The organism is Serratia sp. LACPHL-BACT-2024-00286 (genome assembly GCF_043109535.1).
GTDB classification, from domain to species: Bacteria; Pseudomonadota; Gammaproteobacteria; order Enterobacterales; family Enterobacteriaceae; genus Serratia; species Serratia sarumanii.
On record NZ_JBICNA010000002.1, the window covers coordinates 412,204 to 433,501 of the forward strand.

The 21,298-nt window shown below is 61.3% G+C and carries 23 protein-coding genes and 1 other RNA gene; 3 read left to right on the forward strand and 21 right to left on the reverse strand.

What is annotated here, in order from left to right; all coding sequences use genetic code 11:
• Positions 1–69: 69 nt before the first annotated feature.
• The gene (gene gspS, locus ACF8MC_RS08550) at positions 70–432 is read left to right on the forward strand and encodes a type II secretion system pilot lipoprotein GspS (RefSeq protein WP_033653248.1); all 363 of its coding nucleotides are present in this window, start codon (positions 70–72) and stop codon (positions 430–432) included.
• Here gspS and ACF8MC_RS08555 read toward each other — a convergent pair.
• The 16 genes from ACF8MC_RS08555 to ffs form a co-directional block, all read right to left on the reverse strand.
• Positions 429–1,244, reverse strand: coding sequence for an A24 family peptidase (locus tag ACF8MC_RS08555; RefSeq protein WP_103772604.1), 816 nt, complete (start codon positions 1,242–1,244; stop codon positions 429–431). The two genes, gspS and ACF8MC_RS08555, sit on opposite strands and share 4 nt — an antisense overlap.
• Before the next feature lie 36 nt (positions 1,245–1,280).
• A complete protein-coding gene (gspM, locus tag ACF8MC_RS08560) occupies positions 1,281–1,727 on the reverse strand; it encodes a type II secretion system protein GspM (protein WP_033637337.1) in 447 nt (148 codons plus the stop codon).
• Positions 1,724–2,854 (reverse strand): type II secretion system protein GspL, encoded by a 1,131-nt coding sequence (gene gspL, locus ACF8MC_RS08565; protein WP_164105042.1) that lies wholly within the window; start codon positions 2,852–2,854, stop codon positions 1,724–1,726. The genes gspM and gspL overlap by 4 nt, the downstream gene beginning before the upstream one ends.
• Before the next feature lie 3 nt (positions 2,855–2,857).
• Complete coding sequence (gene gspK / locus ACF8MC_RS08570; RefSeq protein WP_060439016.1) at positions 2,858–3,760, reverse strand: type II secretion system minor pseudopilin GspK; 903 nt, start codon at positions 3,758–3,760, stop codon at positions 2,858–2,860.
• A complete protein-coding gene (gene gspJ, locus ACF8MC_RS08575) occupies positions 3,757–4,368 on the reverse strand; it encodes a type II secretion system minor pseudopilin GspJ (protein WP_033653252.1) in 612 nt (203 codons plus the stop codon). Before gspJ ends, gspK begins: the two co-directional genes overlap by 4 nt.
• Positions 4,365–4,742: a type II secretion system minor pseudopilin GspI gene (gene gspI, locus ACF8MC_RS08580; protein ID WP_223182041.1), complete on the reverse strand. Its 378-nt coding sequence runs from the start codon at positions 4,740–4,742 to the stop codon at positions 4,365–4,367. Before gspI ends, gspJ begins: the two co-directional genes overlap by 4 nt.
• Positions 4,726–5,196 carry a prepilin-type N-terminal cleavage/methylation domain-containing protein gene (locus tag ACF8MC_RS08585; RefSeq protein ID WP_164105043.1) on the reverse strand — a complete coding sequence of 157 codons (471 nt, stop codon included), beginning with the start codon at positions 5,194–5,196 and terminating at the stop codon, positions 4,726–4,728. Before ACF8MC_RS08585 ends, gspI begins: the two co-directional genes overlap by 17 nt.
• A complete protein-coding gene (gspG, locus tag ACF8MC_RS08590) occupies positions 5,193–5,657 on the reverse strand; it encodes a type II secretion system major pseudopilin GspG (protein ID WP_164105073.1) in 465 nt (154 codons plus the stop codon). The genes ACF8MC_RS08585 and gspG overlap by 4 nt, the downstream gene beginning before the upstream one ends.
• Positions 5,658–5,668: 11 nt before the next feature.
• Entirely contained in the window at positions 5,669–6,880 is a 1,212-nt protein-coding gene (gspF, locus tag ACF8MC_RS08595) for a type II secretion system inner membrane protein GspF (protein WP_164105044.1), read from the reverse strand.
• Complete coding sequence (gene gspE / locus ACF8MC_RS08600) at positions 6,870–8,366, reverse strand: type II secretion system ATPase GspE (RefSeq protein ID WP_204350883.1); 1,497 nt, start codon at positions 8,364–8,366, stop codon at positions 6,870–6,872. Before gspE ends, gspF begins: the two co-directional genes overlap by 11 nt.
• Entirely contained in the window at positions 8,363–10,252 is a 1,890-nt protein-coding gene (gene gspD, locus ACF8MC_RS08605; protein WP_164105074.1) for a type II secretion system secretin GspD, read from the reverse strand. Before gspD ends, gspE begins: the two co-directional genes overlap by 4 nt.
• Before the next feature lie 126 nt (positions 10,253–10,378).
• Complete coding sequence (locus tag ACF8MC_RS08610) at positions 10,379–10,882, reverse strand: type II secretion system protein N (protein ID WP_164105045.1); 504 nt, start codon at positions 10,880–10,882, stop codon at positions 10,379–10,381.
• Between the two features lie 30 nt (positions 10,883–10,912).
• Complete coding sequence (locus ACF8MC_RS08615) at positions 10,913–11,398, reverse strand: CadC family transcriptional regulator (protein ID WP_033637328.1); 486 nt, start codon at positions 11,396–11,398, stop codon at positions 10,913–10,915.
• A 398-nt stretch (positions 11,399–11,796) separates the two neighbouring features.
• Entirely contained in the window at positions 11,797–12,291 is a 495-nt protein-coding gene (locus ACF8MC_RS08620; protein WP_033637327.1) for a FidL-like protein, read from the reverse strand.
• Positions 12,276–13,073 carry a winged helix-turn-helix domain-containing protein gene (locus tag ACF8MC_RS08625; RefSeq protein ID WP_033637326.1) on the reverse strand — a complete coding sequence of 266 codons (798 nt, stop codon included), beginning with the start codon at positions 13,071–13,073 and terminating at the stop codon, positions 12,276–12,278. Before ACF8MC_RS08625 ends, ACF8MC_RS08620 begins: the two co-directional genes overlap by 16 nt.
• Positions 13,074–13,441: 368 nt before the next feature.
• Positions 13,442–13,538, reverse strand: an RNA gene (ffs, locus tag ACF8MC_RS08630) — signal recognition particle sRNA small type.
• Positions 13,539–13,694: 156 nt separating this feature from the next.
• On the opposite strand from ffs, the gene ACF8MC_RS08635 reads away from it, so the two are divergent.
• Positions 13,695–14,009: an MGMT family protein gene (locus ACF8MC_RS08635; protein ID WP_033647296.1), complete on the forward strand. Its 315-nt coding sequence runs from the start codon at positions 13,695–13,697 to the stop codon at positions 14,007–14,009.
• 64 nt (positions 14,010–14,073) lie between these two features.
• Here the strand turns inward: ACF8MC_RS08635 and ACF8MC_RS08640 are convergent, their stop codons facing one another.
• On the reverse strand, positions 14,074–14,565 hold the full coding sequence (locus ACF8MC_RS08640) for a YbaY family lipoprotein (RefSeq protein WP_016928846.1): 492 nt from the start codon (positions 14,563–14,565) through the stop codon (positions 14,074–14,076).
• Positions 14,566–14,796: 231 nt separating this feature from the next.
• On the opposite strand from ACF8MC_RS08640, the gene tesB reads away from it, so the two are divergent.
• On the forward strand, positions 14,797–15,660 hold the full coding sequence (gene tesB, locus ACF8MC_RS08645; RefSeq protein ID WP_004940320.1) for an acyl-CoA thioesterase II: 864 nt from the start codon (positions 14,797–14,799) through the stop codon (positions 15,658–15,660).
• 90 nt (positions 15,661–15,750) lie between these two features.
• Here the strand turns inward: tesB and amtB are convergent, their stop codons facing one another.
• The 4 genes from amtB to smdA all read right to left on the reverse strand — a co-directional run bounded on the left by amtB (position 15,751) and on the right by smdA (position 21,236).
• Complete coding sequence (gene amtB, locus ACF8MC_RS08650) at positions 15,751–17,037, reverse strand: ammonium transporter AmtB (protein ID WP_004940322.1); 1,287 nt, start codon at positions 17,035–17,037, stop codon at positions 15,751–15,753.
• Positions 17,038–17,072: 35 nt separating this feature from the next.
• Positions 17,073–17,411, reverse strand: coding sequence for a P-II family nitrogen regulator (glnK, locus tag ACF8MC_RS08655; RefSeq protein ID WP_004940327.1), 339 nt, complete (start codon positions 17,409–17,411; stop codon positions 17,073–17,075).
• 278 nt (positions 17,412–17,689) lie between these two features.
• Positions 17,690–19,468, reverse strand: coding sequence for a multidrug efflux ABC transporter permease/ATP-binding subunit SmdB (smdB, locus tag ACF8MC_RS08660; protein WP_060451914.1), 1,779 nt, complete (start codon positions 19,466–19,468; stop codon positions 17,690–17,692).
• Entirely contained in the window at positions 19,461–21,236 is a 1,776-nt protein-coding gene (gene smdA, locus ACF8MC_RS08665) for a multidrug efflux ABC transporter permease/ATP-binding subunit SmdA (protein ID WP_033637321.1), read from the reverse strand. The genes smdB and smdA overlap by 8 nt, the downstream gene beginning before the upstream one ends.
• Positions 21,237–21,298 lie beyond the last annotated feature (62 nt).

Here is a 21,298-nt window from a genome sequence, read left to right on the forward strand (position 1 = left end):
AAAGCGTGAAATACCGTAGCACCGAGCAAGAAAATAAATACACCGTACCAACACCGCAGAGAAAATAACGTGACATTGAAAAATATTGCCGCAGCGATCGTGGCATCCCTGCTGTTATCCGGCTGCCAGCACGCCGCCAAATCGGCTCCTGACGCCGCCACCCAACGCGACCAGCTGTCGTCGCTGGTCGGCGCCGGTCAATTTCTAAGAGACAGGTGCAACCGCGCCGATATTCCGGCCGGCGATAAGCTCGCGGCGGCGGCGCTGCAGGAAGCGAAGGAAAAAGATTGGACGCCGGCGCTCAATCGCGCCCAACTGCTTGCGGCGGGTAAACACGTCGCCGCGCAGCTGGAGGCCGACGCCACGCCGCTGCAGGAAAAGTGCCGTGGACTCAACCGCTCGCTGGCGCCTTTTTTAGCCCAGCTGCGTTAGCCCCCTATCGGCAGCGCAAGCCACTGACAGGCCACCGCGCCGGCGCCCGCCGTCGCCAGCCCCGGCCCGAAAGGCAGGGGTTGGGCCGCATCGCCGCCGCGCCACGCGCACAGCAACAGCCACAGCAGGCTGCCGGCGGAGGCGAACAGCAGGATCGACGGCAAAGCGGCATAGCCGCCCCAGGCGCCAAGCGCCGCCAACAGTTTGAAATCGCCGTATCCCAGCCCCTCGCGGCCGGTCGCCAAACGAAATCCCCAATACAATAGCCAGAGCGCCAGATAGCCCGCCATCGCGCCAATGACCGCCGCCGGCAAAAAGGCCGGGTGCGCCAGGCAATGCCACAGTAAGCCGATCCACAGCAGCGACAGCGTCAGGCAATCCGGCAGCAGCTGACATTGGCTGTCGATCGCCGCCAACGCCAGCAACAGCGCAACCAACGCCAGCATGAAAAACCAATCCACCCCGATGCCGAGCCGCCAGGCCAGCGTTATCCCCATCAGCATCAGAAATAATTCCAGCAGTGGATAACGCACGGCAATAGGACGGCGGCAATAACGACAGCGGCCACGCAACAGCAGCCAACTTAATAAAGGAATATTGTCGAACACCGATAATTTTTTTGTGCATGACGGACAGAATGAACGCGGCCAAAAGAGATCGAACCGCTCGGCCTGCGCCGTTTCCATTTCGCGCTCAAGCATAATGGGCAGCCGATAAACAACTACGTTAATAAAACTGCCGACGCACAGACTCAACACGGCGCTAAATAACAGCCAGTGTTCATCTGCCGCCGCATTTATAGCAAATAGCATGATTTTTTCTGATCCCTGATGATTCTTTCGCGTTGGTTACATCGACGGCTGCGTCGTTACCCGCAGCAGGCTGACCTGCACTACGCCCGGCGCCTGCTCCGCGCGTTCCACGGCGAGCGCCAGCACGCGGATGCCATGCTCACGCTGCAGGGCGGCCAGCCACGACAGCAGGCTTTCAAACGGCACGGGCGGCAGCCCCACCTGCATCTGCGCATCACTTTCCGTCAGGGCGACGATGGGGATGCGGAACGCCTGCGCGCTCTGCCGCAGCCGCTCCGGCAGTTGCTCGCGCGCAGCGGCATCCGGCGGCAAGCGCGCCTGCAGTTGCTGGATGACGCGTGCCTGCCCCTGCAGCGCGGCCAGGCGCTGTGCGCTTTTCTGCGCCTGTGAAAACTGATACAGGCAGTAGCCGCAGGCTGCCAGCAGCAACAGGCTTAACAGCACCGCCCGCCGCAACGCCTTATCGCGCCACCCGATATTCATCGCTCACCTCTCACCGTCAGGATCGCCTGGTTGGACGCACCGCCTTCGCTGAACGCCATGCTGACCTCGCCGTCGTTAACCGGCGCCGGCAGCGGCACGTCGTTTCTGTTCACCGTCACCACCAGACGATCGTCGGCAGCGTCGAAAGCCAGCGCCTGCAGCTGCGGGGGCGCCCATAACGCGAGCGCCCCGGCCGCGTAGGGCAACAGCCTGAACAGCTGCGGCGCATTCAGGGCATCCTGCATACGCCGCACCCGCGCTTTCGCCGCCTGCTCGGCAAACGCCGACGCGGCCTGGCCCGGCAGCAGGTGCCGTGAGAGCACCGCAATCTGGCTCTCGTTCTGCCGGGCCATCTGTTGGTGATGCAAACCGCCCACCAGCAGCGAACCGCTGAGCAACAGCAGCGCGCAGGCGGTCTTGTCGGGCAGGCGGCGCGGCCAGCGTACGCTCGGTTTGAAACGTCCCTGCAGCAGCGTGAATGTACTGTTCCAGGCCTCTTCCGCCAGTCGCCAGAGCGGATCCTCGTCAATGCGCGCCGCTTCCCAGCCCGCCGGAACCTCCCCGCCGCGGTGCAGGCACCAGTCCGGCGTCGGCAGTGAAGCGCAGCCCAGCCAGGCGTCGGGCAGCTGCATTCCCTGCCCGTTTCCCGTTCGGATCAACCAGTGGTTGCGCCAATGCAGCGCGCTGCATTGGCCCGGCAGCGGCAATGCCAGCACGTCGGGCAGCATTTTATCGGCGCGAATGCCGCTGGCGCTCAGGCGCTCGACCCATTCCTGCATCTGCGTCAGCGCGACGCCGGCGAGGGTGAAATCGCGCTGCGCCTTGTCCAGCACCGCCCAGTGCATCTGCTCGGCATCGGCCAACAACCCGGCCTCATGGGCGTAGGCCAGCGCCAACGGCGTCGCCTGCCGGGCCTTGCCCTGGAATGTCGTTTGCCTCAGCGCCACATGACGGGCAGGCACCAACACCACGACGCGGCTGCCCTGCGCCATAGCCGCCAACTCGCCGCCGCCTTCGGTCAGATCGAGGTGGGCGGCGAAACGGCAACTCGTCTCGCCGACGCGGCCCCAGCGCACATCGGCCATCAAGTCCTCGCTCAGCGCGATAAGCAGGATTGTATTCGCCACCCTTTACCCCTCCCCTCTGTCGAACAGGCGTCCGCTGACCGTGACGCCTGACTGGCCCGGTTGCAACGCGCTGACGAGCCGATAGCGCCCGTCGTTCAGCGTCAGCTGCAGCTGCGCAATCCAGCGGCTATCGTCGAACGTCAATCGCTCGCCGAGATCGTCGTCACCCAAGTCTTGCAGCGCTTTTTCCTGCGACAAAAACGCCAGCGTCTGCCAGCCCTGCGGCGGACGGGCCGCCAGCAGCGCCCGCAGCCGTTCATCGCTCAGGGCGTTCATCAGCATCGCCCGCAGCAGCGGTAATTGCGCCTCGCTCACGGCATCCGGGTTGATGCGCAGTTCGGCATCCGGCGCCGCACAAAGCTGCGGTGCCAGGCGCAGGTAAAGCTCACGATCGATGCCGGCCAGCTCCCGCAGTTCGCTGACATTCCCCATCAGATACCCCTCGTCATCGCCCCTGGCGACGATGGCCTCGGCAATCGCGCCCGCCTGCGCGTCGGCGATCCCCAGGTTGTTCAGTAACAGCATGAATATCCGCCTCTCCTTATTGGGGGGAACCCCCTCGCTATCCCCGGCCTCCGTTGGGCCGGCGGCGCGGATCAGGGCATTTAGGTTGAAACAGGCATCGACGCGGCGCAGGCGTATCGCCACCTCCCCCTCTTCGGTACGCATACTGAACGCCGCTCCTGATGCTCCCCAGGCCTTGCGCTTCTCTCCCGCCTGACGCAATCGCTGTTGGGCGTAGATCTCCCCGCCCAGCAGCAGCCATTTGGCCTTCAGCCGATCCTGTTGAGACTGGGTGCGCGCCAGCGAACGCTGCCAGTTGTCGTTGATATTGATCGCCACGATCGCCATCAGCGACATCAGCAGCAGCACCATCAACAGCGCCATACCGCGTTGTTTTTTCATGATGGCCTCGCGGCGGGCACCGTGACGATGCGGCGCACCTCCCCCAGCGCGGGGGTTTCGACGACGATCTCCACCGCCTGCGGCAGCAGCCCGCCGGCGCGCCAGGCCGTCAACCATTCGCCCTGCAGGTAAAAACGCAGGCGGAACCGCGTCACCTCCGGCAGCAGCAGCACGCTGCGCGCCGCCGCCTGCGGGCTGTCCAAACTCGGATAGCTGAGACGCTCGAGCCGCCCCTGCCGGTAGCGATACACCACCCGCTCCAGCGTGGCGCGCGGCAGCCGAGCGTGTGGATTCGGCCAGCCGTTTCGGATCAGCAGCAGCTGTATATCCGCGTCCTCGCCCACCGTCTGCCGCACCGCGAACTCCGGCACCGCCGGCAAGCGCTTATCGCCAATCGGCGCCCGCGCCTGCGCATGAGTGAAATCGCGTTCGACGATCGCCAGCGCCCGTTGCAGCTGGGTCAGCTGCGTCGATTTGCGCCGGGTGATTTCATCGCTTTTCAGCACGCCCCTAAAGACCGCCAGCGCGGTGAGCGACAGCATGGCGAACAGGGCGATGGCCAGCAGCATTTCCACCAGCGTAAAACCGCATTGCGAACCGCGTTTCATGGCAGTGCCCTGTAGGCCAGCATCTCCACCAGCGCGTTGCGATCCTGCGGATCGCGCCGGACTTCAATCGCGATCGCCCGCATTCCGGCGTCGCTGGTCTCCTGCCCGCGATAGCGCCAGTGCCAGGTTTCACCGGCCATCGCCGCAGTGCCCGAATGCCAGGCCAGCGTCGGCGGATGCGGGTCGAGCTGCAGCAGCGTCAACTGGTTGTCCGCCACCCACAGCGCGACGGTCTTGGCTTCGATCGCGCTCAGGCTGCGCACCTGGCCGCCGGTGCTGTTGATCAACGCCAGGCAGCCGATGGCGAAGATCATCAAGGCCACCATTACCTCCAGCAGCGTCATACCCCGCTGGCGTTTAATTTTCCGCGTCATCGCAACGAATATCCGTCGTTTCAAATACGAAGTAACCGGGTGCCTGCAATCGCCACTGGCACTTGCCCTGCGACAACACCACGCTGAACGCGGTGGTTTCGCCCCCCGGATACAGCCAAACCTGCGGCATCTGTGCCGCCGCGTCGTCAAGCGTGACGGTTTGCCCTTCAACGCTCAGCCGCAGCGCGATGCCCTCCGGCAAAACGTATTCATCCCGCCCCTCTTCGGCGGCGACGCTGCGCCAACCGCCGCTGCCGAACGCCACGCCATAACTCCCCCCTTCACGTTCGGCCCGCTCGGCGAGGGCATACAGCCAATGGCTCAGCCGCTCCCCCTGCCGCGCCAGCGGCTTCTCATCCGCAGGAAAGCTCAGCATCACCAGGCCGCTGGTCACCCCCAGCAGCAGCAATACCAGCATGATCTCCAGCAGCGTAAAGCCGCGTATACGCCTCATGGCGCCTTGGCGTCGGCCACCCAGTTGCCGATGTCGTCATCGGTGTCGGCAACGCCGTCCTGGCCCAGAGAAAACACGTCCAGCTTGCCGTGGCGACCCGGGTTGCGCAGACGGTACTCCTGCCCCCAGGGATCTTGCGGCAACCGGCGAATATAGCCGTCTTCGGGATAATTACTCGGGATCGGCGCCAGCACCGGCCGGGTCACCAGCGCCGCCAGCCCCTGCTCCGCGCTGGGATAACGCCCGTTATCCAGCTTGTACATATCCAGCGCGTTCTCCAGCGCCACGATATCGCTGGCGGCCTTTTGCCGATCGGCCTTCTCCTTGTTTCCCATTAGGCTTGGAATGGTCAGGCTGGCCAACAGCCCCAGAATGACGATCACCACCATGATTTCCAGCAGCGTAAACCCTCGCTGCCGCGATCTGCGTATCTTGCTGATATGACTCACTTTACTCTCCATTAACGGCATGATTAGCCGACCATATTATTGAGCTGCAATATCGGCTGCAGGATGGCCAAAATGATGAACAGCACCGAACCGGCCATCGCGATCACCAATAAAGGCTCGAACAGCCCCAGCGCCAGCGTGATTTGCCGGCTGAAGGCCTCCTGCTGCATAGCCGCCGCCCGCTCGAGCATCATGTCCAGCTCACCGCTGCGCTCGCCGGACATGATCATGTGCCGCATCATCGGCGAGAACAGCGCGGTGCCCTCGAGCGACGGCGATAACCCTTCGCCCTCCCGCACCCGCTCCATCGCCGCCAGCAGCCGTTCGCGGGCGGCGTCGTTGCCCAACACGCCGGCGCTGATGCGCATCGCCTCCAGCAACGGCACCGCGCTGGCGTTCAAAATGCTCAGCGTTTTGGCGTAGCGCGCCGTATTCACCGCCAGCGACAGTTTGCCGACCACCGGCAACCGCAGGATGAACGCATGCCAGCGCACGCGCCGCGCCGGATCCCGCAGGCGATAGCGGAAAGCGCCGAGACTCACCAGCGCCAACATCAGCGCCAACACCCCCCATTGGCGCAGCCCGTCGCTGGCGCCGAGCAGCATCCGGGTCGACAGCGGCAAGGTCTGCTTCATATGCACAAACTGTTCGATCACCTTCGGCACCACCGCCGTCAACAGGATCGCCACCACGCCGATCGCCACCGCCGTCAGCACCATCGGGTACACCAGCGCCTGCACGATCTTGTTCTTCATTTGCTGGCGCTGTTCGACGTAGTCGGCCAGCCGCTCCAGCACCGGCGCCAGATGGCCGGAAATCTCACCGGCCGCCACCATGGCACAGTAGAGACGGTCAAAAATCCGCGGATGCTGCCCTAGAGCCTGCGCCAGCGGGAAGCCCTCCAGAATGCGCTGCCGCACCTGAGCCAACGCCGCCTGCAGGCCTTTTTTCTCCGTTTGCCGCGCCACCGCCATCAACGCTTCCTCGAGCGGCAGCGCAGCGGAGAGCAGCGTCGCCAGCTGCCGGGTCAACAGCGCCACATCGCCGCTGCTCACGCCGCTCATCCAGCGGCCGGCCAACATGCCGGCGAAAACGGGCCGCCCGCGCGCTTGCACCGCCAGCACCTGCCACCCCTTTTCACGCAGGCGATCGCGGGCGTGGCGCAGAGAATCCGCCTCCAACACGCCGCGCTGGGCGCGCCCCTCACGATCGCAGGCGCGATAATCAAACTTCATCGCCGTCCCCTTCGCGCGTCACCCGCAGCACTTCCTCCAGGCTGGTCTCCCCGGCGCGCATTTTGGCGATCCCATCCTGGCGCAGCGGCAGGTAGCGTTCGGCGGCCAGTTTCGCGATGTCCAGCTCGCCGTCACCGCGATGGATCGCCATGCGCATCGGTTCATCCAGCACCAACAGTTCGTGCAAGCCGATTCGACCGTGATATCCCTGCCCGCCGCAGGCCTCGCACCCCAACGGACGCCAGCAGGTCACCGCCTGCGTCGGTGGCAGCCCCAGCAGGCGCCGCTGCGCGTCAGACAGCGCATAGGGCTCGCGGCACTGCGGACAAAGCCGACGCACCAGGCGCTGCGCCAACACGCCGCTGAGCGAACTCGAAAGCAGAAACGGTTCGACCCCCATGTCCCGCAGCCGGGTCACGGCGCCGATCGCCGTGTTGGTATGCAGGGTCGACAGCACCAAATGCCCGGTCAATGAGGCCTGCACCGCGATCTGCGCCGTTTCGCCGTCGCGGATCTCGCCGATCAGCACCACGTCGGGATCCTGCCGCAGCAGCGCGCGCAGGCCGCGCGCGAAGGTCATGTCCACCTTGGGATTCACCTGCGTCTGCGCGATGCCGGCCAACTCATACTCGACGGGATCTTCGATCGTCATGATGTTGCGCTGTTCATCGTTGATCTGGCTCAGCAGGGTATAGAGCGTGGTGCTCTTGCCGGAGCCGGTCGGCCCGGTGACCAAAATGATGCCGTGCGGCTGGCGGATCAGGCGCAGCAACGCCTGCTGGTGCGCCGGCGCCATACCCAGGCTGGGCAGTTCGAGCCGCACGCCCTGTTTGTCCAACAGGCGCATGACCACGCGCTCGCCGTGGCTGGCCGGCATCACCGACACCCGCACGTCGATCGCCCGCCCGCCGACCTTCAGCGCCATGCGCCCGTCCTGCGGCACGCGCTTCTCGGCGATATCCAGCTTCGACATCACCTTGATGCGCGACACCAGCAGCGCCGCCAGCTTGCGCTGCGGCGCCAGAATCCGCCGCAGCGCGCCGTCGATGCGAAAGCGGATCACCAGCTCGCTCTCGTAGGTTTCGATGTGGATATCGGAGGCGCGCTCTTTGATCGCCTCGCTCAGCAAGGCGTTGATCAGGCGGATAATCGGCGCATCGTCCTGTTCGTCCAACAGGTCTTGCTGCTGCGGCAGCTCCTCGGCCAGCGCGTAAAAATCCAGTTCGCCGCCCAGGTCGTCGATCATTTTCTGCGCCTGGCCGCTCTCCTGCTGGTAGTGCGCCACCAGCCGTTGATCAAAAGCCGCCACCTCCAGCCGGGCCAGCGCCGGCTCGCCGGGCAGGCAGCGGTAGGCCTCCATCAACCCGGCGTGGCTCGTTTCAGGATGGCAATACATTTGGATTCCGCTCTGCCCATCGACGGCCAGCACGCCATGCTGGCGCGCCCAGGCGAAAGGCAGCAGCGGCCCCGCGGAACGGCGCTTCACGGGCGGGCTCCCCGCGGATAAAACGCGTCGATACTGGCAACGGTGGCGAGAAACGCCCGATTGTCGAGCGCCTTCTTATCGCCGGCGATCTCGCCGCGCAGCGCGTCATTCAGCTCAGGATCGTCCTGCTGCTCGGCGTCGAACTTGCCTAACTTGCGTTGGCTCTGCCGGGCATACCCCTCGGTGCTGCGAATGATGGTCGGGCGGATAAACAGCATCAAATTGCGCTTGCTCGCTTTGGTGGCGGTCGAGCGAAACAACGCCCCCACCAGCGGGATCTTGCCGAGGATCGGCACGCTGCTCTCCAGCTCCGAGTTGGACTTGTCCAACAGGCCGCCCACCACCACAGTTTCGCCGCTGTCCACCAGCACCGTGTTGTTGACCGTGCGGATATTGAAGGTCGCCCCCAGCGAATCCGGCGTGGCGCCGGCGCTGTCGGCAACGCTGGAGACCTCCTGTTCGATCTGCAGCAGCACGGACTGGCCCTGGTTGATCTGCGGTTTGACCTTGAGTTTGATCCCCACCGTCTTGCGCGACACGGTATTGAAGACGTTATCGCTGTTGGTGGTTTGCGAACCGGTCAGGATCGGCACATCCTGCCCGACGCTGAACTCCGCCTCGGCGTTATCCAGCGTGACGATGCTCGGCGTGGCCAGGATATTGTTTTGGTTGTTGCTGGCGATGGCGGACAGCAATACGCCCCAGTTACCGCTGTAGAAACCGGTCATCAGGCCGTTGGCCTTGCCGAACACGTCGCTCATGCCGTTTTCGAACCCCGCCGACACCCCGGGCGCCGAGCCGGCAAACTGCGTGCCGCCGCCGTATTTGTTGGCCCACTGCACGCCGATGTTCAGCCCCTGCCCATCCTGCACTTCGACGATCACCGCTTCGACCAGCACCTGCGCGCGGCGCACGTCGAGCTTGGCGACCACCGCCTCCAGATCGCGCATCACGTCCGGCGCGGCGGTGATGATCAGCGCATTGGTCTGCTCATCGGCCTTGATCACCACGTTTTTCAGCAGCGCCACGTTGGCGGCGGCGCTCTCTTTCTCGTTTTGCAGGCCCGCACTCACGCCGGTCAATACCTCGACCAGGCTCTGCGCCTTGGCGTATTTGAGCGGAATAACCTGGGTATTGCCCTGGGTGACGCTCTTGTTATCCAGCTGATCAATCAGTTCTTTGGCGTGTTCGCGGGCCCGATCGTCCCCGGCGATCATCACGCTGTTGGTTCGCTCATCCGCCACCAGCCGCAGCGAGCTCGCGCCGGCCGTACGCCGCTTGCCCTCTTCGCGAAACAGTTCATTCACCATGCGCGCGATCTCCGGCGCCGCCGCATGCTTCAGCGCGAGGGTCTCGACCCGATTGCCGTCGTCCTGATCCATCTCCCTGACCAGCTCTAGCAGGCCGTTGACCACGCTGGCCCGCCCGGTGATCAACAGCGCGTTGCCCTGCTCGTAATGCGCCACGCTGCCCACGCCGATGCTGTCGTTAAGCTGGCGCAATATCGGCGAAACGTCCTTGGCCGCGATATTGCGCAGCGGCACCACGCGCATCACCACCTCATCCCCTTCGGCGATCGCCTCTGCGCCGTTTTGCGCCAGCGCGGCTCTTTTCCCCTCTTTGGCGGCGATCACCTTCAGGACGTTGTTGGGCATGCCGATGACCGTATAGCCATAGACGTCCAGCACGTTGAGAAAGAACTGGTAATACTGTTTCTCGTCGAGCTGTTCGTAGCTGCGCACCGTGACCTTACCTTTCACCGCCGGATCGATAATGATGGTTTTGCCCAGGTTTTTACTGACCGTATTGATAAATTCCTGAATGTCCGTGCCTTTGAAATTGGCAGAGAATTGCTCCGCGCGCGCCGCGCCGCCCAGCGCGATCATGACGGCCGCCGCCGCTAATGCGCGCCATAAGCCGGCGCTCCAGCCTGGGCCAGAACGATAAATGAAATGCGTAATCACAATGTCGCCTTATGCTATGAAACACCCCGCGCCGAAACGACGCGCCGGCTACTCTTTAAACGTCAGCGTGGCGTAATAGCCGTTTTCATCGAGCAGTATTTTATTTTTCACTATCCGCACGATAACGGCATTGCTGCCGGCCAGACGGTCGCCAACGCCATAACCGGTTTGCTTGCCGCCATGCTCGACGATGACCAGGCTTTTTTTGGCGTTGTCGCTGAACAGCAAGCCGGCTATCTTGCCGAGCGCTGCGGCTTCCGGCGCGTTAGCCAGCAGCTCGGCACCGATCGCCCATTCGCCGACTTTATACCCGTGCGCCTTTTCGCCGTTTTTCGCCGCTTGATAGCGGCCAAACCAGTGCGCGTCATTAATTTTTCCGATGCCATCTTCCTGAGGAAAGACACTATGACGCACCGGCCCGCGCGCGTTTTCACGGCTCGGCTCAACGGGCGCGCCATCCCCGGCCACCATTCGCCATCCCAGCTGGAGCATGAATGCCAGATTTATCAGGCAGAAAAGTAGAATAAGAAGGTCTGTCAACCGCTTGCTCACGTGCCCCCCGGTTATTCAACGGTGTCAACGCTAAGCGGAAATACCGACCACCATCGCGACAGAAAACAGCAGCGTGATGATCAGGGCCACTTTATAATTCACGGCGTCCAACCACGTTCGCCGGCGCTTATTAGCCGATGGCGACGGGCAGTCCCCCTGCAAATTAGCGGCCGCGCGCTCGCAGGCCTGAAAGCTCAGCATCACGCCAAATCGGGGAATGGTCTTGATCACCTCGCCGGGAATACCGTGGCGTGAGAGCAAAGAACGGCATTGGAATATCATCTGATAATAATTGTTGTCGCTGATGGTCTCATGATTGCAAAACCAGACCGCGCGAATAATGTCGTTCTTCTTATAAATACCGCTCAACAGGCACAGCATGAAGCGCCGCTGTAATTCGGTCATTTCAATGAGCACATTCTCTTTTTTAAACAACAGCGTTTTTTCATTGTTGTTTAATATCACCAACTCATTTTCCAACAGAGTCTCGTTCAGGGCAATGTTATGTATGTCCATCTCTCGCCTATCAGTTTAATGAAGTCCAAAGGCTCTTGTGCCATCACCTTTGCACGCATGCGGCGAGATGCATTTTCAATGAAAATTAATAGTTCGCCGTTTCAAGAGCGGCCTCAATTAATCATGCGAAAAACATTCATGCAACTTATTTCTTTAATATAAACAATATAAAATTAATATGGCTACACCGCATCGCCTTAGATTCATTAAATCATTTAAAAACATGATGATAGCCGTTTTTGTAAAATAGCTAAATCACCATTAAATTTGATTAACAATGAAAAAATAGGCATTCACGCATAATAACCCATGTTATTAGCTGCGTGCGAAAAAGGCAGGACATGAGGATATAAAAGGTAACCAGAATACACCTTAACCCATATAAAATAACATGCACATCAGGATTCAATATTGCATAAAAACATCGGCGAGTAGGCATCGCTAAACATCAACGTATTCTTATCCACGCTGCGAATATGATAAAACGTCGATTCAGTGCTGAAAAAGTAAGTATACACCTCGTCCGGCAAGGTATCACGCGGCGAATAATTCACCTCGCCATAGTGGAAGCGATAAAAACTGCCTTGCGAGACGTAGCTGAAGTTAACCCGTCGGTTGACGAAATACTTCTCTTCGCCATCGTTGGCCAGGCCCGACAGCATCATCACGCCCTTATCGCCGGACAAAAAGATGTAGTTTATTTTTAGCGACAGCTGGATATCATCGTGCGCCGCCTGCGCGTCCAGCGAATTGAAATAATTAAACGTGGCGTTCGCTTCGCAGGACAAATCGCCGAAGCCATGATGGCTGCGCACCAGGGAATACACCACGCTGCCGGTCAACACGCACAGGCCGACCAGCGTGGCTGACAAGATATTTAACTTTTTTTCCATGCCCGGATGTACTCGCTCTCACAATTATGCAAAACGGCCGCACTGTCCTTCGTGCATTTGGCGATAAACTGGCGTCCGCTGTCTTCACTGGCATTATGAGAACGGTTAACCTTGGTGATGATAATCTCACCGGGGCGGCAACGCTGGCCATAAAGATCCTTACGGATCAAGAACTGCAAATAGTCGTCCTGATGATTCTCCAAAAAATGGCCGGCATAGTAGATCGGGCAGCCGTTCACCGTACCGACGTAAGACAATACCTGCTTCTTTTCACTGTCGCGATGATGTTTGTAATAGATGAAGCACAGCGCCAGAAAAGATAATGGCACGACGATCGATAAGCTGCGCAGCAGAATAAAAAAATAATGGTGGGTATTTTTTGACGCCGCGGCGGATGCGGGCGATGTAGCGGGAACGTCCGCGGCGTGGGGAGGCTCAGGCAAATCAATCCGCAGCCGCTCTATCGATATTATTCTATTGAGTCTATACCCCTTTTTAGAGAGGGTAACGATCAGGCGCTCGTTGAAACCGACAGACGTCAAGGCCCGCCGCGTCAGGCTGATATATTGATTTAACGTCGCGGAAGAAGCGCTCAAGCCGTGATCGCTCCAAACCTGTTGCAACAGCGTTTCCCGGCTTACCGCCTCGTGGCCATGCTCGAGCAAGCATTTGAATACTCTCGAATTGACGCTGGATAAGAAAACTTCCCGTCCCTTCTTTATACTCTTCAATGAACCGTTTTCAGTGTTAAATGTAATATCTTTATCAATGATATAAATCATGTTCAGCCTGACAGCGCACACGGGTTATTATTTAAACTTATTCAGCCAGTTCGTCGACCGCCGCGAAGCGCGGATAGTTTTTTCGCAACGAGAATAAACCATACTAACGCCATCCCAACAGGCGTGCAACTTTAAGAATTTTCCCTATCCCTGCGTCATTATTTGTCCCACAAATAACGATATAAACGCTATTTTTTCACCGTCATCGGATCTGTTGGCAACAATACATTTGGTCACGGGAGGAGAAGGGCAAAAACGGCGCAGAGGAAAAGATTCACGCTCGCGGCGTGCGAAATGACGCTTGCGCAGCTTGTCGACATGAGGAATAACGGGGATAAACATTTTGCGGGCCGCAAAATGGGTGGGGACCCTGCCAGCTACATCCCGGCACACACGTCACCTGCTGCGGCTGCTTCCTTCCGGACCTGACCGAGTTCACAAGTTAGTGTTGCGGGAGAACCAACAGGGCCCCCATTGACGGCTTCTGTACTCCGAAGCGGTGGGCATTATCGGCGATGCCCCATCAAATAGCAAGCCAACCGGGGTTAACCGCTGTTTTCTTACCCACCTGCGCTGTGGCACACTCTTCGCCTGGGTTTTGAGTCACGCAGGAACAGCAATATGCAACCAGAAGACGCCTCTTTCAGCCAGCGGGTTTTCCATATCGTGGCCGCCATCCCGTTCGGCAAAGTCACCACCTACGGCGAAGTCGCCCGGCTGGCCGGCTCGCCGCGCGCCGCGCGTCAGGTCGGGGGCGTGCTGCGGCGTTTGCCGGAAGGCAGCACGCTGCCCTGGCACCGGGTGATCAACCGGCACGGACAGATCTCGCAGCAGGGGGAGGATTTTCAACGGCAACGGCAGGCATTGCTGGCGGAGGGGATTATTTTCGGCCCGCACAGCACGGTCGATTTCGATCGCTACGGCTGGCGCTGGTAAAACAAAACAGCCTTTGGCCGAAGCGCAAAGGCTGCTGATTTCATCTTGCTGTACCGCAGTAAGCTTACTGCATGGCGGTTGGCGCAGCCTGAATCGGCACACCCTGAACCGGAACCAGCAGCAGATCGGCACGGGTGCCGTTGCGGTTAACCACTTCCTGGATGGTGTCGGTAATAAACATCAGTCGCCCGTTGACCGTCACCGCCGCGCTCAGAATGATACGCGCATTCGGTTGGATGTCGGACGGGTTGTACGGCAGCGTAAAGCTGAATGGCGCCTGCTGCCCTTCAGTACGTACCGCGCGCTGTGCAATCACTTTGGACGGCGCATCTGCCAGCGAGGCATCAGAGAGGGTGACCGTCAGTACGGCGTCCGGCGGCAGCGCAATGCGCTGACGTATATTAACCGAACCTGTCACCGCCGGGCCCTGAATCTGCGTTTGCGCAGCCGCCGGATTACCGGCCGCCTGGGTAGGCACATCAGCACTCTTTTGCGCGCATCCCGCCAGCGTGATCGTCAGTGCCGCGGCACCGCCTACGATTTGCCAGAGTTTCATGGATCGGTCTCCTTTTTTATTATCAACATGTTGGTGGCTTTCACCACCTCACCTATTAAACCTAGCACAAAACACTGATAAATCCACTTTACCCTGCCTATTAATCACTTAAACAACCCAAGGCGTCCACGATTAAGAGCATTCTCATCGGCCCTTTAACGCAAAATGTTGACGCCGCGCCGTGATATTCCGCACACTGCGCAAAATGATTATTAGAAAGGTAATAACTTTATGAGCCAGGCATTGCAAAACCTCCTCGATCTGCTGGATCTGGAGAAAATCGAAGAAGGGCTGTTCCGCGGCCAGAGTGAAGATCTGGGGCTGCGCCAGGTGTTCGGTGGGCAAGTGGTCGGCCAGGCGCTGTACGCCGCCAAACAGACGGTGCCGGACGAACGCAGCGTGCATTCGTTCCACAGCTACTTCCTGCGCCCAGGCGACAGCAGCAAGCCTATCGTTTACGACGTGGAAACCCTGCGCGACGGCAACAGTTTCAGTGCGCGCCGCGTCAGCGCCATCCAGCACGGCAAACCTATCTTCTATATGACCGCCTCCTTCCAGAGCCCGGAAGCGGGTTTCGAGCATCAGAACCTGATGCCGGACGTGCCGCCGCCGGAAGGGCTGCTGTCCGAGTCAGAGATCGCCCAGAAACTGGCGCATATGCTGCCGGAAAAAGTGCGCGAAAAATTTATCGGCCAGAAGCCGATCGAAATGCGCCCGGTGAAATTCCACAACCCGCTGAAAGGCAGCGTGGAAGAACCGCATCGCTACGTGTGGTTCCGCGCCAACGGCAGCATGCCGGACGATCAGCGCATCCACCAATATCTGCTGGGCTACGCGTCGGACTTTAACTTCCTGCCGACGGCGCTGCAGCCGCACGGCGTCGGCTTCCTCGAGCCGGGCATGCAGGTGGCCACCATTGACCACTCGATGTGGTTCCACCGTCCGTTCCGCATGGATGACTGGCTGCTGTACGCGGTGGAGAGCTCCTCCGCCTCCGGCGCACGGGGCTTTGTGCGCGGCCAGATCTACACCCGCGACGGCGTACTGGTCGCCACCACCGTGCAGGAAGGGGTGATTCGCCAGCGCGACGCCTGATCCGCAATATAAAGAAAGGGGCGATGTTTCCATCGCCCCTTTTGGCTTCATCATTATTTTAGTCTTTAGCGCACTGCCCTGCTTCGAGTCTTATTGGTTGTAGGCGCTCTCGCCGTGGCTGTTGACATCCAGCCCCTCGCGTTCCTGCTCTTCCGGCACTCTCAGCCCCACCATGGCGCCCGCGATCTTGAAGGCGATAAAGGCGGCGACGCTCGACCACACCAGCGTGATCAGCACGCTCACCAGCTGGATCCAGACCTGGTGGCCCATCGTCACGCCTTCGGCGTAGCCGGTGCCGCCCAGTGAAGAGGCGGTGAACACGCCCGTCAGCAGGCAGCCGACGATGCCGCACACCCCGTGCACGCCGAATACGTCGCAGGTGTCGTCCACTTTCAGCCATTTTTTCAGCGTTACGACGCCCCACAGACCGGCGACGCCGCCCACCAGGCCGATGATCAACGCCCCGCCCACGCCCACGGTGCCCGCCGCCGGCGTCACCGCAACCAACCCGGCGATCATGCCGGAGCAGGCGCCCAGCAGCGAAGGCTTGCCACGCAGCACCCATTCGGCGAAGGTCCAGGAGAGAATGGCGCCCGCGGTGGCAACCACGGTGTTGAGGAATGCCAGGGCCGCAATGCCGTTGGCCGCGCTGGCGGAGCCGGCGTTAAAGCCGAACCAGCCGATATACAGGATCGACGCCCCGGTAAACACCATCGGCAGGTTGTGCGGTTTGAAGGCCTCTTTACCGAAGCCGGCGCGCTTGCCGATCAGGTAGGCGCCGATCAACCCGGCGCTGGCGGCGTTGATGTGCACCACGGTGCCGCCGGCGAAGTCCAATGCGCCGTCGGCGGCCAGGTAGCCGCCGCCCCACACCATGTGCGCGATCGGCAGGTAAGACAACGTGAACCACAGGATCGCGAAGATCAGCACCGCCGAGAAGCGAATGCGTTCGGCGAAGCCGCCCACCACCAGCGCCACGGTGATACAGGCGAAGGAGGCCTGGAAGGCGACGTGGATCATCTGGCTGATGCTGCCGGTGACGCTGTCGATGCCGATGCCTTTCAGCATCGCCGTTTCGAACCCGCCGAACACCGCATTGCCCTCGCTGAACGCCAGGCTGTAGCCATACAGCACCCACAGCACGCAAACCAGCGCGAAGGTGACGGTGACCTGCGTCAGCATCGACAGCACGTTTTTGCCGCGCAGCAGGCCGCCGTAAAACAGCGCGATGCCGGGCAGCGTCATGAACAGCACCAACGCGGTGCAGATCATCATAAAGGCGTTGTCGGCCTTATCAGCGACCGCCGGAGCGGCCAGGGCCAAAGAAGGAACCAGGGTTACCGAACTCAGGCCCAACATGGATAACAGTCTTTTCATTATCAATCATCCCCATCACTTAACTGAGTTCGCGGTTACAGTGCCGATTCGTCGGTTTCGCCGGTGCGAATGCGGATCACGCGTTGCAACTCGGCAACGAAAATTTTGCCGTCGCCGATTTTGCCGGTGTAGGCGGCTTTGCTAATCACATCAACCACTTCATCCAACTGATCGTCGGCAATGGCGATATCGATTTTGACCTTGGGCAGGAAGTTGACGTTATACTCGGCGCCGCGATACAGCTCGGCGTGCCCCTTCTGGCGGCCAAAGCCCTTCACTTCGGTTACGGTCAACCCCTGAATGCCCACGGAGGACAGGGCCTCGCGCACGTCCTCCAGCTTGAACGGTTTGATTACCACGGTCACCAGCTTCATATTGCCCCTCCACGAATTAAGCCCAAACTCACCCCTGGTACGCCTCTTATGTAGCAAGGGCTGTGCCAAATTTAATTTTTCATGGCGATTCAGCGGATTAGCGGGCGCGCGGGCGCCCCCGCGACGCAGCGCAGCACCGATACCTTGAATGGGTTAAATAATGCGCACTGATTTGGTGCGCATCGCGTCGAAAAAGTGCAGAAAGGGGGCGTGACGCAGGCGGGTTGCCTGCTTGTGGTGCGAGGGAAAGAAACAAGGGCCGCGATCGCGGCCCATGCTCAGGCGGGTTGGCTCTCTTCGCGCACCGCTTCCGCCAGCTGCTCGCCCGCCAGCTGCAGCTGATACATCTGGTAGTAGCGCCCCTGCTGCGCCAGCAGCTGCTGATGGTTGCCCTGCTCCACCGCCTGGCCGCGATGCAGCACCAGAATGGAGTCGGCATCGACGATGGTCGACAGCCGGTGGGCGATCACCACCAGCGTGGTGTGCTCGCGGATCGCACGCAGCGCGCGCTGGATCGCCTGTTCGGTGCCCGAGTCGATATTGGCGGTCGCCTCGTCGAGGATCAGGATCTGCGGCGCCTGCACCAACACCCGCGCCATCGCCAGCAGCTGTTTCTGCCCGACCGACAGGTTATTGCCCTGCTCTCCCAGCCGGGTGTGAATGCCCTGCGGGAAGCCGCGCACCAGATCCGCCAGCTGCACCGTTTCCAGCGCCCGCCACACGGCGTCTTCCTCGATGTTGCGCCCCAGCGTGACGTTGGCCAGCACCGAATCGGCGATCACCACCGGATCCTGCTGCACCATCGCCACGCCCTGGCGCAGCGTGCGGTGCGACAGGCTGGAGATCGGGCGGCCATCGAGGCGCACTTCCCCTTCGCTGACCGGGTAATAGCCCATCAGCAGGTTGGCCAAGGTGCTCTTGCCGCTGCCGGTATGCCCGACCAGCGCCACGAAGCCGCGCGACGGCACCGCCAGCGAAATATGCTGCAGCACCTTTTTGTCCGCGCGGTAGGCGAAGCTCAGATCGGTGATGTCGATGCGGCCACCGGCCAACGGACGATCGTCGGCGCCGTAACTCTGCTGGCTGCGATCCATCAGCTCGAAGATGCGTTCGCCGGCCACCACCGCCTGCTGCAGGATCGACTGCTGTGACGTCAGCTCGATCAGCGGTTCGTTCAGGCGCCCCAGGTAATTGATGAAGGCGTAGAGCACGCCGACGCCAATCACGCCTTCGCCGCTGAAGCCGAACAGCATCAGCAGGCCGCACAGCACCAGCGCCGAAAACAGGCTGAGCAGCGGCCGCAGCAGAAAACCGTCGAGCCGCAGGGTCTGCATACGCGCCAGATAGTGCGACTGGCTGGCGGCGCTCATGCGCTCGCCGAAGCGCACCTGCTGGCGGAACTGCTGAATCACGCCCATGCCGTTGATCACTTCGTTGAAGCCGTCGTTGATGTCCGCCAGATAGCTACGCACCCGGCGCACGATCGGCGTGCTGTAGTATTGATAGATGCCCATCACCACGAACACCGCCGGGAAGATGCAGACCGCCACCAGCGCCATGCGCCAGTCGAGGCTGAACATCGCCACCAGCATGGCGCCGATCAGCGCGGCGCTTTTCAGCACCGTGGAAACCACCATCACGTACAGATCCTTGATCACCTCGGTGTCGTTGGTGACGCGCGAGATCAATTGCCCGACCGGCTGGGTGTCGAAGGCGCTGAGCGGCTGGCGCAGCGCGGCGTCCATCACGTCGGTGCGCAGCCGCTGGACCACGCCCACCGCAGCCTGGTTGAACAGCAGCGCCTGGAAGTAGTGCAGCGCTGCCGCCAGCAGCTCCAGCAGAATGTAAGCCGCCGCCAGCCCGCCGACGATCATCAGCGGCAGCTGCCCTTTGGCGACGTAGTTATCGATGAAATAGCTCACCAGGATCGGCCCGGCGACTTCCGCCGCCGCCGCGATCCACAGCATCAGCACCGCCAGTCCCAGCGGTTTGCGGTACGGCGAACCGTAGGCCAGCAGCCGCTTCAGCGTCGGCCACAGCTTTTGCACTTTATTCATCGGCCAACGCCTCCTCGCCGTTTTCCGGCGCTTCGTCCAGCGCCGCTTCCAGCTGCTGATAACGGTACATATCGCGATACCAGCCCGGCTGCGCCGCCAGCGCCGCATGATCGCCGCGCTGCGCCACGCCACCGTGCTGCATCACCAGGATCTCGCCGGCTTCGGTCAACGCCGACAGCCGGTGCGCGCTGATGATCACCGTGCGATCTTGCCCCCAGCTGCGCAGGTTGTGCAGGATCTGGTGTTCGGTGCGGCCGTCCACCGCCGACAGCGCGTCGTCGAGGATCAGGATCTCCGCATCCAGCAGCAGCGCGCGCGCAATGGAGATTCGCTGTTTCTGCCCGCCCGACAGCATCACGCCGCGTTCGCCCACCTCGGTGTCATAGCCCTGCGGCAACCGCAGAATGTCCTCATGGACGCTGGCCAACCGCGCCGCTTGTTCGATCTGCGCCTGCGTCGCGCCCGGATGACCCAGCGCGATGTTGTTCGCCACGGTATCGGAGAACAGGAACGGCGTTTGGCTCACCACCGACAGCCGCGAACGCCAGTCGTCGAGTTTGACCTGCGGCAGCGGTAGGCCATGATAGCGGATCTGCCCTTGATCGACGTCGAACTGGCGCTGGATCAGCGACAGCAGCGTCGATTTGCCGGCGCCGGTCGGCCCGCACAGCCCCAGCATCTGCCCCGGTTTCAGCGTCAGCGCCACATCATGCAGCGCCGGGTGCGGGTTTTCCGGGTAGTGGAACGCGCGGATATCCACGTCCAGCACGCCGCGCCCGGCCGGCAGCGCCTGCGGGCCGTCCTGCACCGCCGGCGCCTCGTCGAGCAGGCTGCGGATGCGGCTGTAGGCCGCGCTGCCGCGCTCGACGATGTTGAACATCCAGGCCAGCGCCAGCATTGGCCAGATCATCAGGCCGAGGTACATCACAAAGCTGGTCAGCTGCCCGAGCGTCAGCGACCCGTTCACCACCATCCAGCTGCCGCCGCCGATGGCCAGCAGGTTGGAGGCGCCGATGGCGATATAAATGGTCGGATCGAAGCGCGCATCCACCCGCGCCACGTGCATGTTCTTGGCGCCGGTCTGCGCCGCGACTTCGGCAAAGCGGTTGGATTGGTGATCTTCCAGCCCAAAGGCCTTGATCATACGGATGCTGGTCATGCTTTCCTGCGCCTGATCGTTCAGGCTGGAAAACGCCGCCTGCGCCGATTTAAAGCGCTGGTGCAGCTGGTCGCCGTAATATTTGATGGCGATCGCCATCAGCGGCATCGGGATCAACGCCAGCACCGTCAGTTGCCAGCTGATTTGGGTGCTCATCACCACCAGCACCACCAGCCCCATCACCAGCGAATCTACCAGCGTCAGCACGCCTTCGCCGGCGGCGAACACCACACGGTCCACGTCGTTGGTGGCGCGCGCCATCAGATCGCCGGTGCGGTGGCGCAGGTAGAACGCCGGGTTTTGCCGGCTGAGCTGGCGGTAAAAGTTTTCGCGCAGCTCGACCGCCAGCTGATAGGAGGCGCCGAACAGCAGCACCCGCCACACATAGCGCAGCAGGTAAACGACGATCGCGGTGCCGATCATCAGCCCGAGCCAGGCCATCAGCACGCCGGTAGACATTTGTTTTTCGGTGACGCCGTCCACGATGATGCCGACCAGCTTAGGCGGCAGCAGTTGCAGGATGGCGATGACGATCAGCAGCACCACCGCCCCGAGGTAGCGGCGCCACTCCCGGCGGAAGTACCAGCCGATTTGAGCAAATAATCTCACGCAGTTTGATTCCAGGGTTTTATGGGATTTGTCTCTTTTTCTGCTTCAACAGAGCAGGATAC

What these genes read in the sequence shown, in the direction of transcription:
- ACF8MC_RS08555 (WP_103772604.1), bottom strand. Translation starts at nt 1,244, where the DNA reads ATGCTATTTGCTATAAATGCGGCGGCAGATGAACACTGGCTGTTATTT.
- gspM (WP_033637337.1), bottom strand. Translation starts at nt 1,727, where the DNA reads ATGAATATCGGGTGGCGCGATAAGGCGTTGCGGCGGGCGGTGCTGTTA.
- gspK (WP_060439016.1), bottom strand. Translation starts at nt 3,760, where the DNA reads ATGAAAAAACAACGCGGTATGGCGCTGTTGATGGTGCTGCTGCTGATG.
- gspJ (WP_033653252.1), bottom strand. Translation starts at nt 4,368, where the DNA reads ATGAAACGCGGTTCGCAATGCGGTTTTACGCTGGTGGAAATGCTGCTG.
- gspI (WP_223182041.1), bottom strand. Translation starts at nt 4,742, where the DNA reads ATGACGCGGAAAATTAAACGCCAGCGGGGTATGACGCTGCTGGAGGTA.
- ACF8MC_RS08585 (WP_164105043.1), bottom strand. Translation starts at nt 5,196, where the DNA reads ATGAGGCGTATACGCGGCTTTACGCTGCTGGAGATCATGCTGGTATTG.
- gspG (WP_164105073.1), bottom strand. Translation starts at nt 5,657, where the DNA reads ATGGAGAGTAAAGTGAGTCATATCAGCAAGATACGCAGATCGCGGCAG.
- gspF (WP_164105044.1), bottom strand. Translation starts at nt 6,880, where the DNA reads ATGAAGTTTGATTATCGCGCCTGCGATCGTGAGGGGCGCGCCCAGCGC.
- gspD (WP_164105074.1), bottom strand. Translation starts at nt 10,252, where the DNA reads ATGATCGCGCTGGGCGGCGCGGCGCGCGCGGAGCAATTCTCTGCCAAT.
- ACF8MC_RS08615 (WP_033637328.1), bottom strand. Translation starts at nt 11,398, where the DNA reads ATGGACATACATAACATTGCCCTGAACGAGACTCTGTTGGAAAATGAG.
- ACF8MC_RS08620 (WP_033637327.1), bottom strand. Translation starts at nt 12,291, where the DNA reads ATGGAAAAAAAGTTAAATATCTTGTCAGCCACGCTGGTCGGCCTGTGC.
- ACF8MC_RS08625 (WP_033637326.1), bottom strand. Translation starts at nt 13,073, where the DNA reads ATGATTTATATCATTGATAAAGATATTACATTTAACACTGAAAACGGT.
- ACF8MC_RS08635 (WP_033647296.1), top strand. Translation starts at nt 13,695, where the DNA reads ATGCAACCAGAAGACGCCTCTTTCAGCCAGCGGGTTTTCCATATCGTG.
- ACF8MC_RS08640 (WP_016928846.1), bottom strand. Translation starts at nt 14,565, where the DNA reads ATGAAACTCTGGCAAATCGTAGGCGGTGCCGCGGCACTGACGATCACG.
- tesB (WP_004940320.1), top strand. Translation starts at nt 14,797, where the DNA reads ATGAGCCAGGCATTGCAAAACCTCCTCGATCTGCTGGATCTGGAGAAA.
- amtB (WP_004940322.1), bottom strand. Translation starts at nt 17,037, where the DNA reads ATGAAAAGACTGTTATCCATGTTGGGCCTGAGTTCGGTAACCCTGGTT.
- glnK (WP_004940327.1), bottom strand. Translation starts at nt 17,411, where the DNA reads ATGAAGCTGGTGACCGTGGTAATCAAACCGTTCAAGCTGGAGGACGTG.
- smdB (WP_060451914.1), bottom strand. Translation starts at nt 19,468, where the DNA reads ATGAATAAAGTGCAAAAGCTGTGGCCGACGCTGAAGCGGCTGCTGGCC.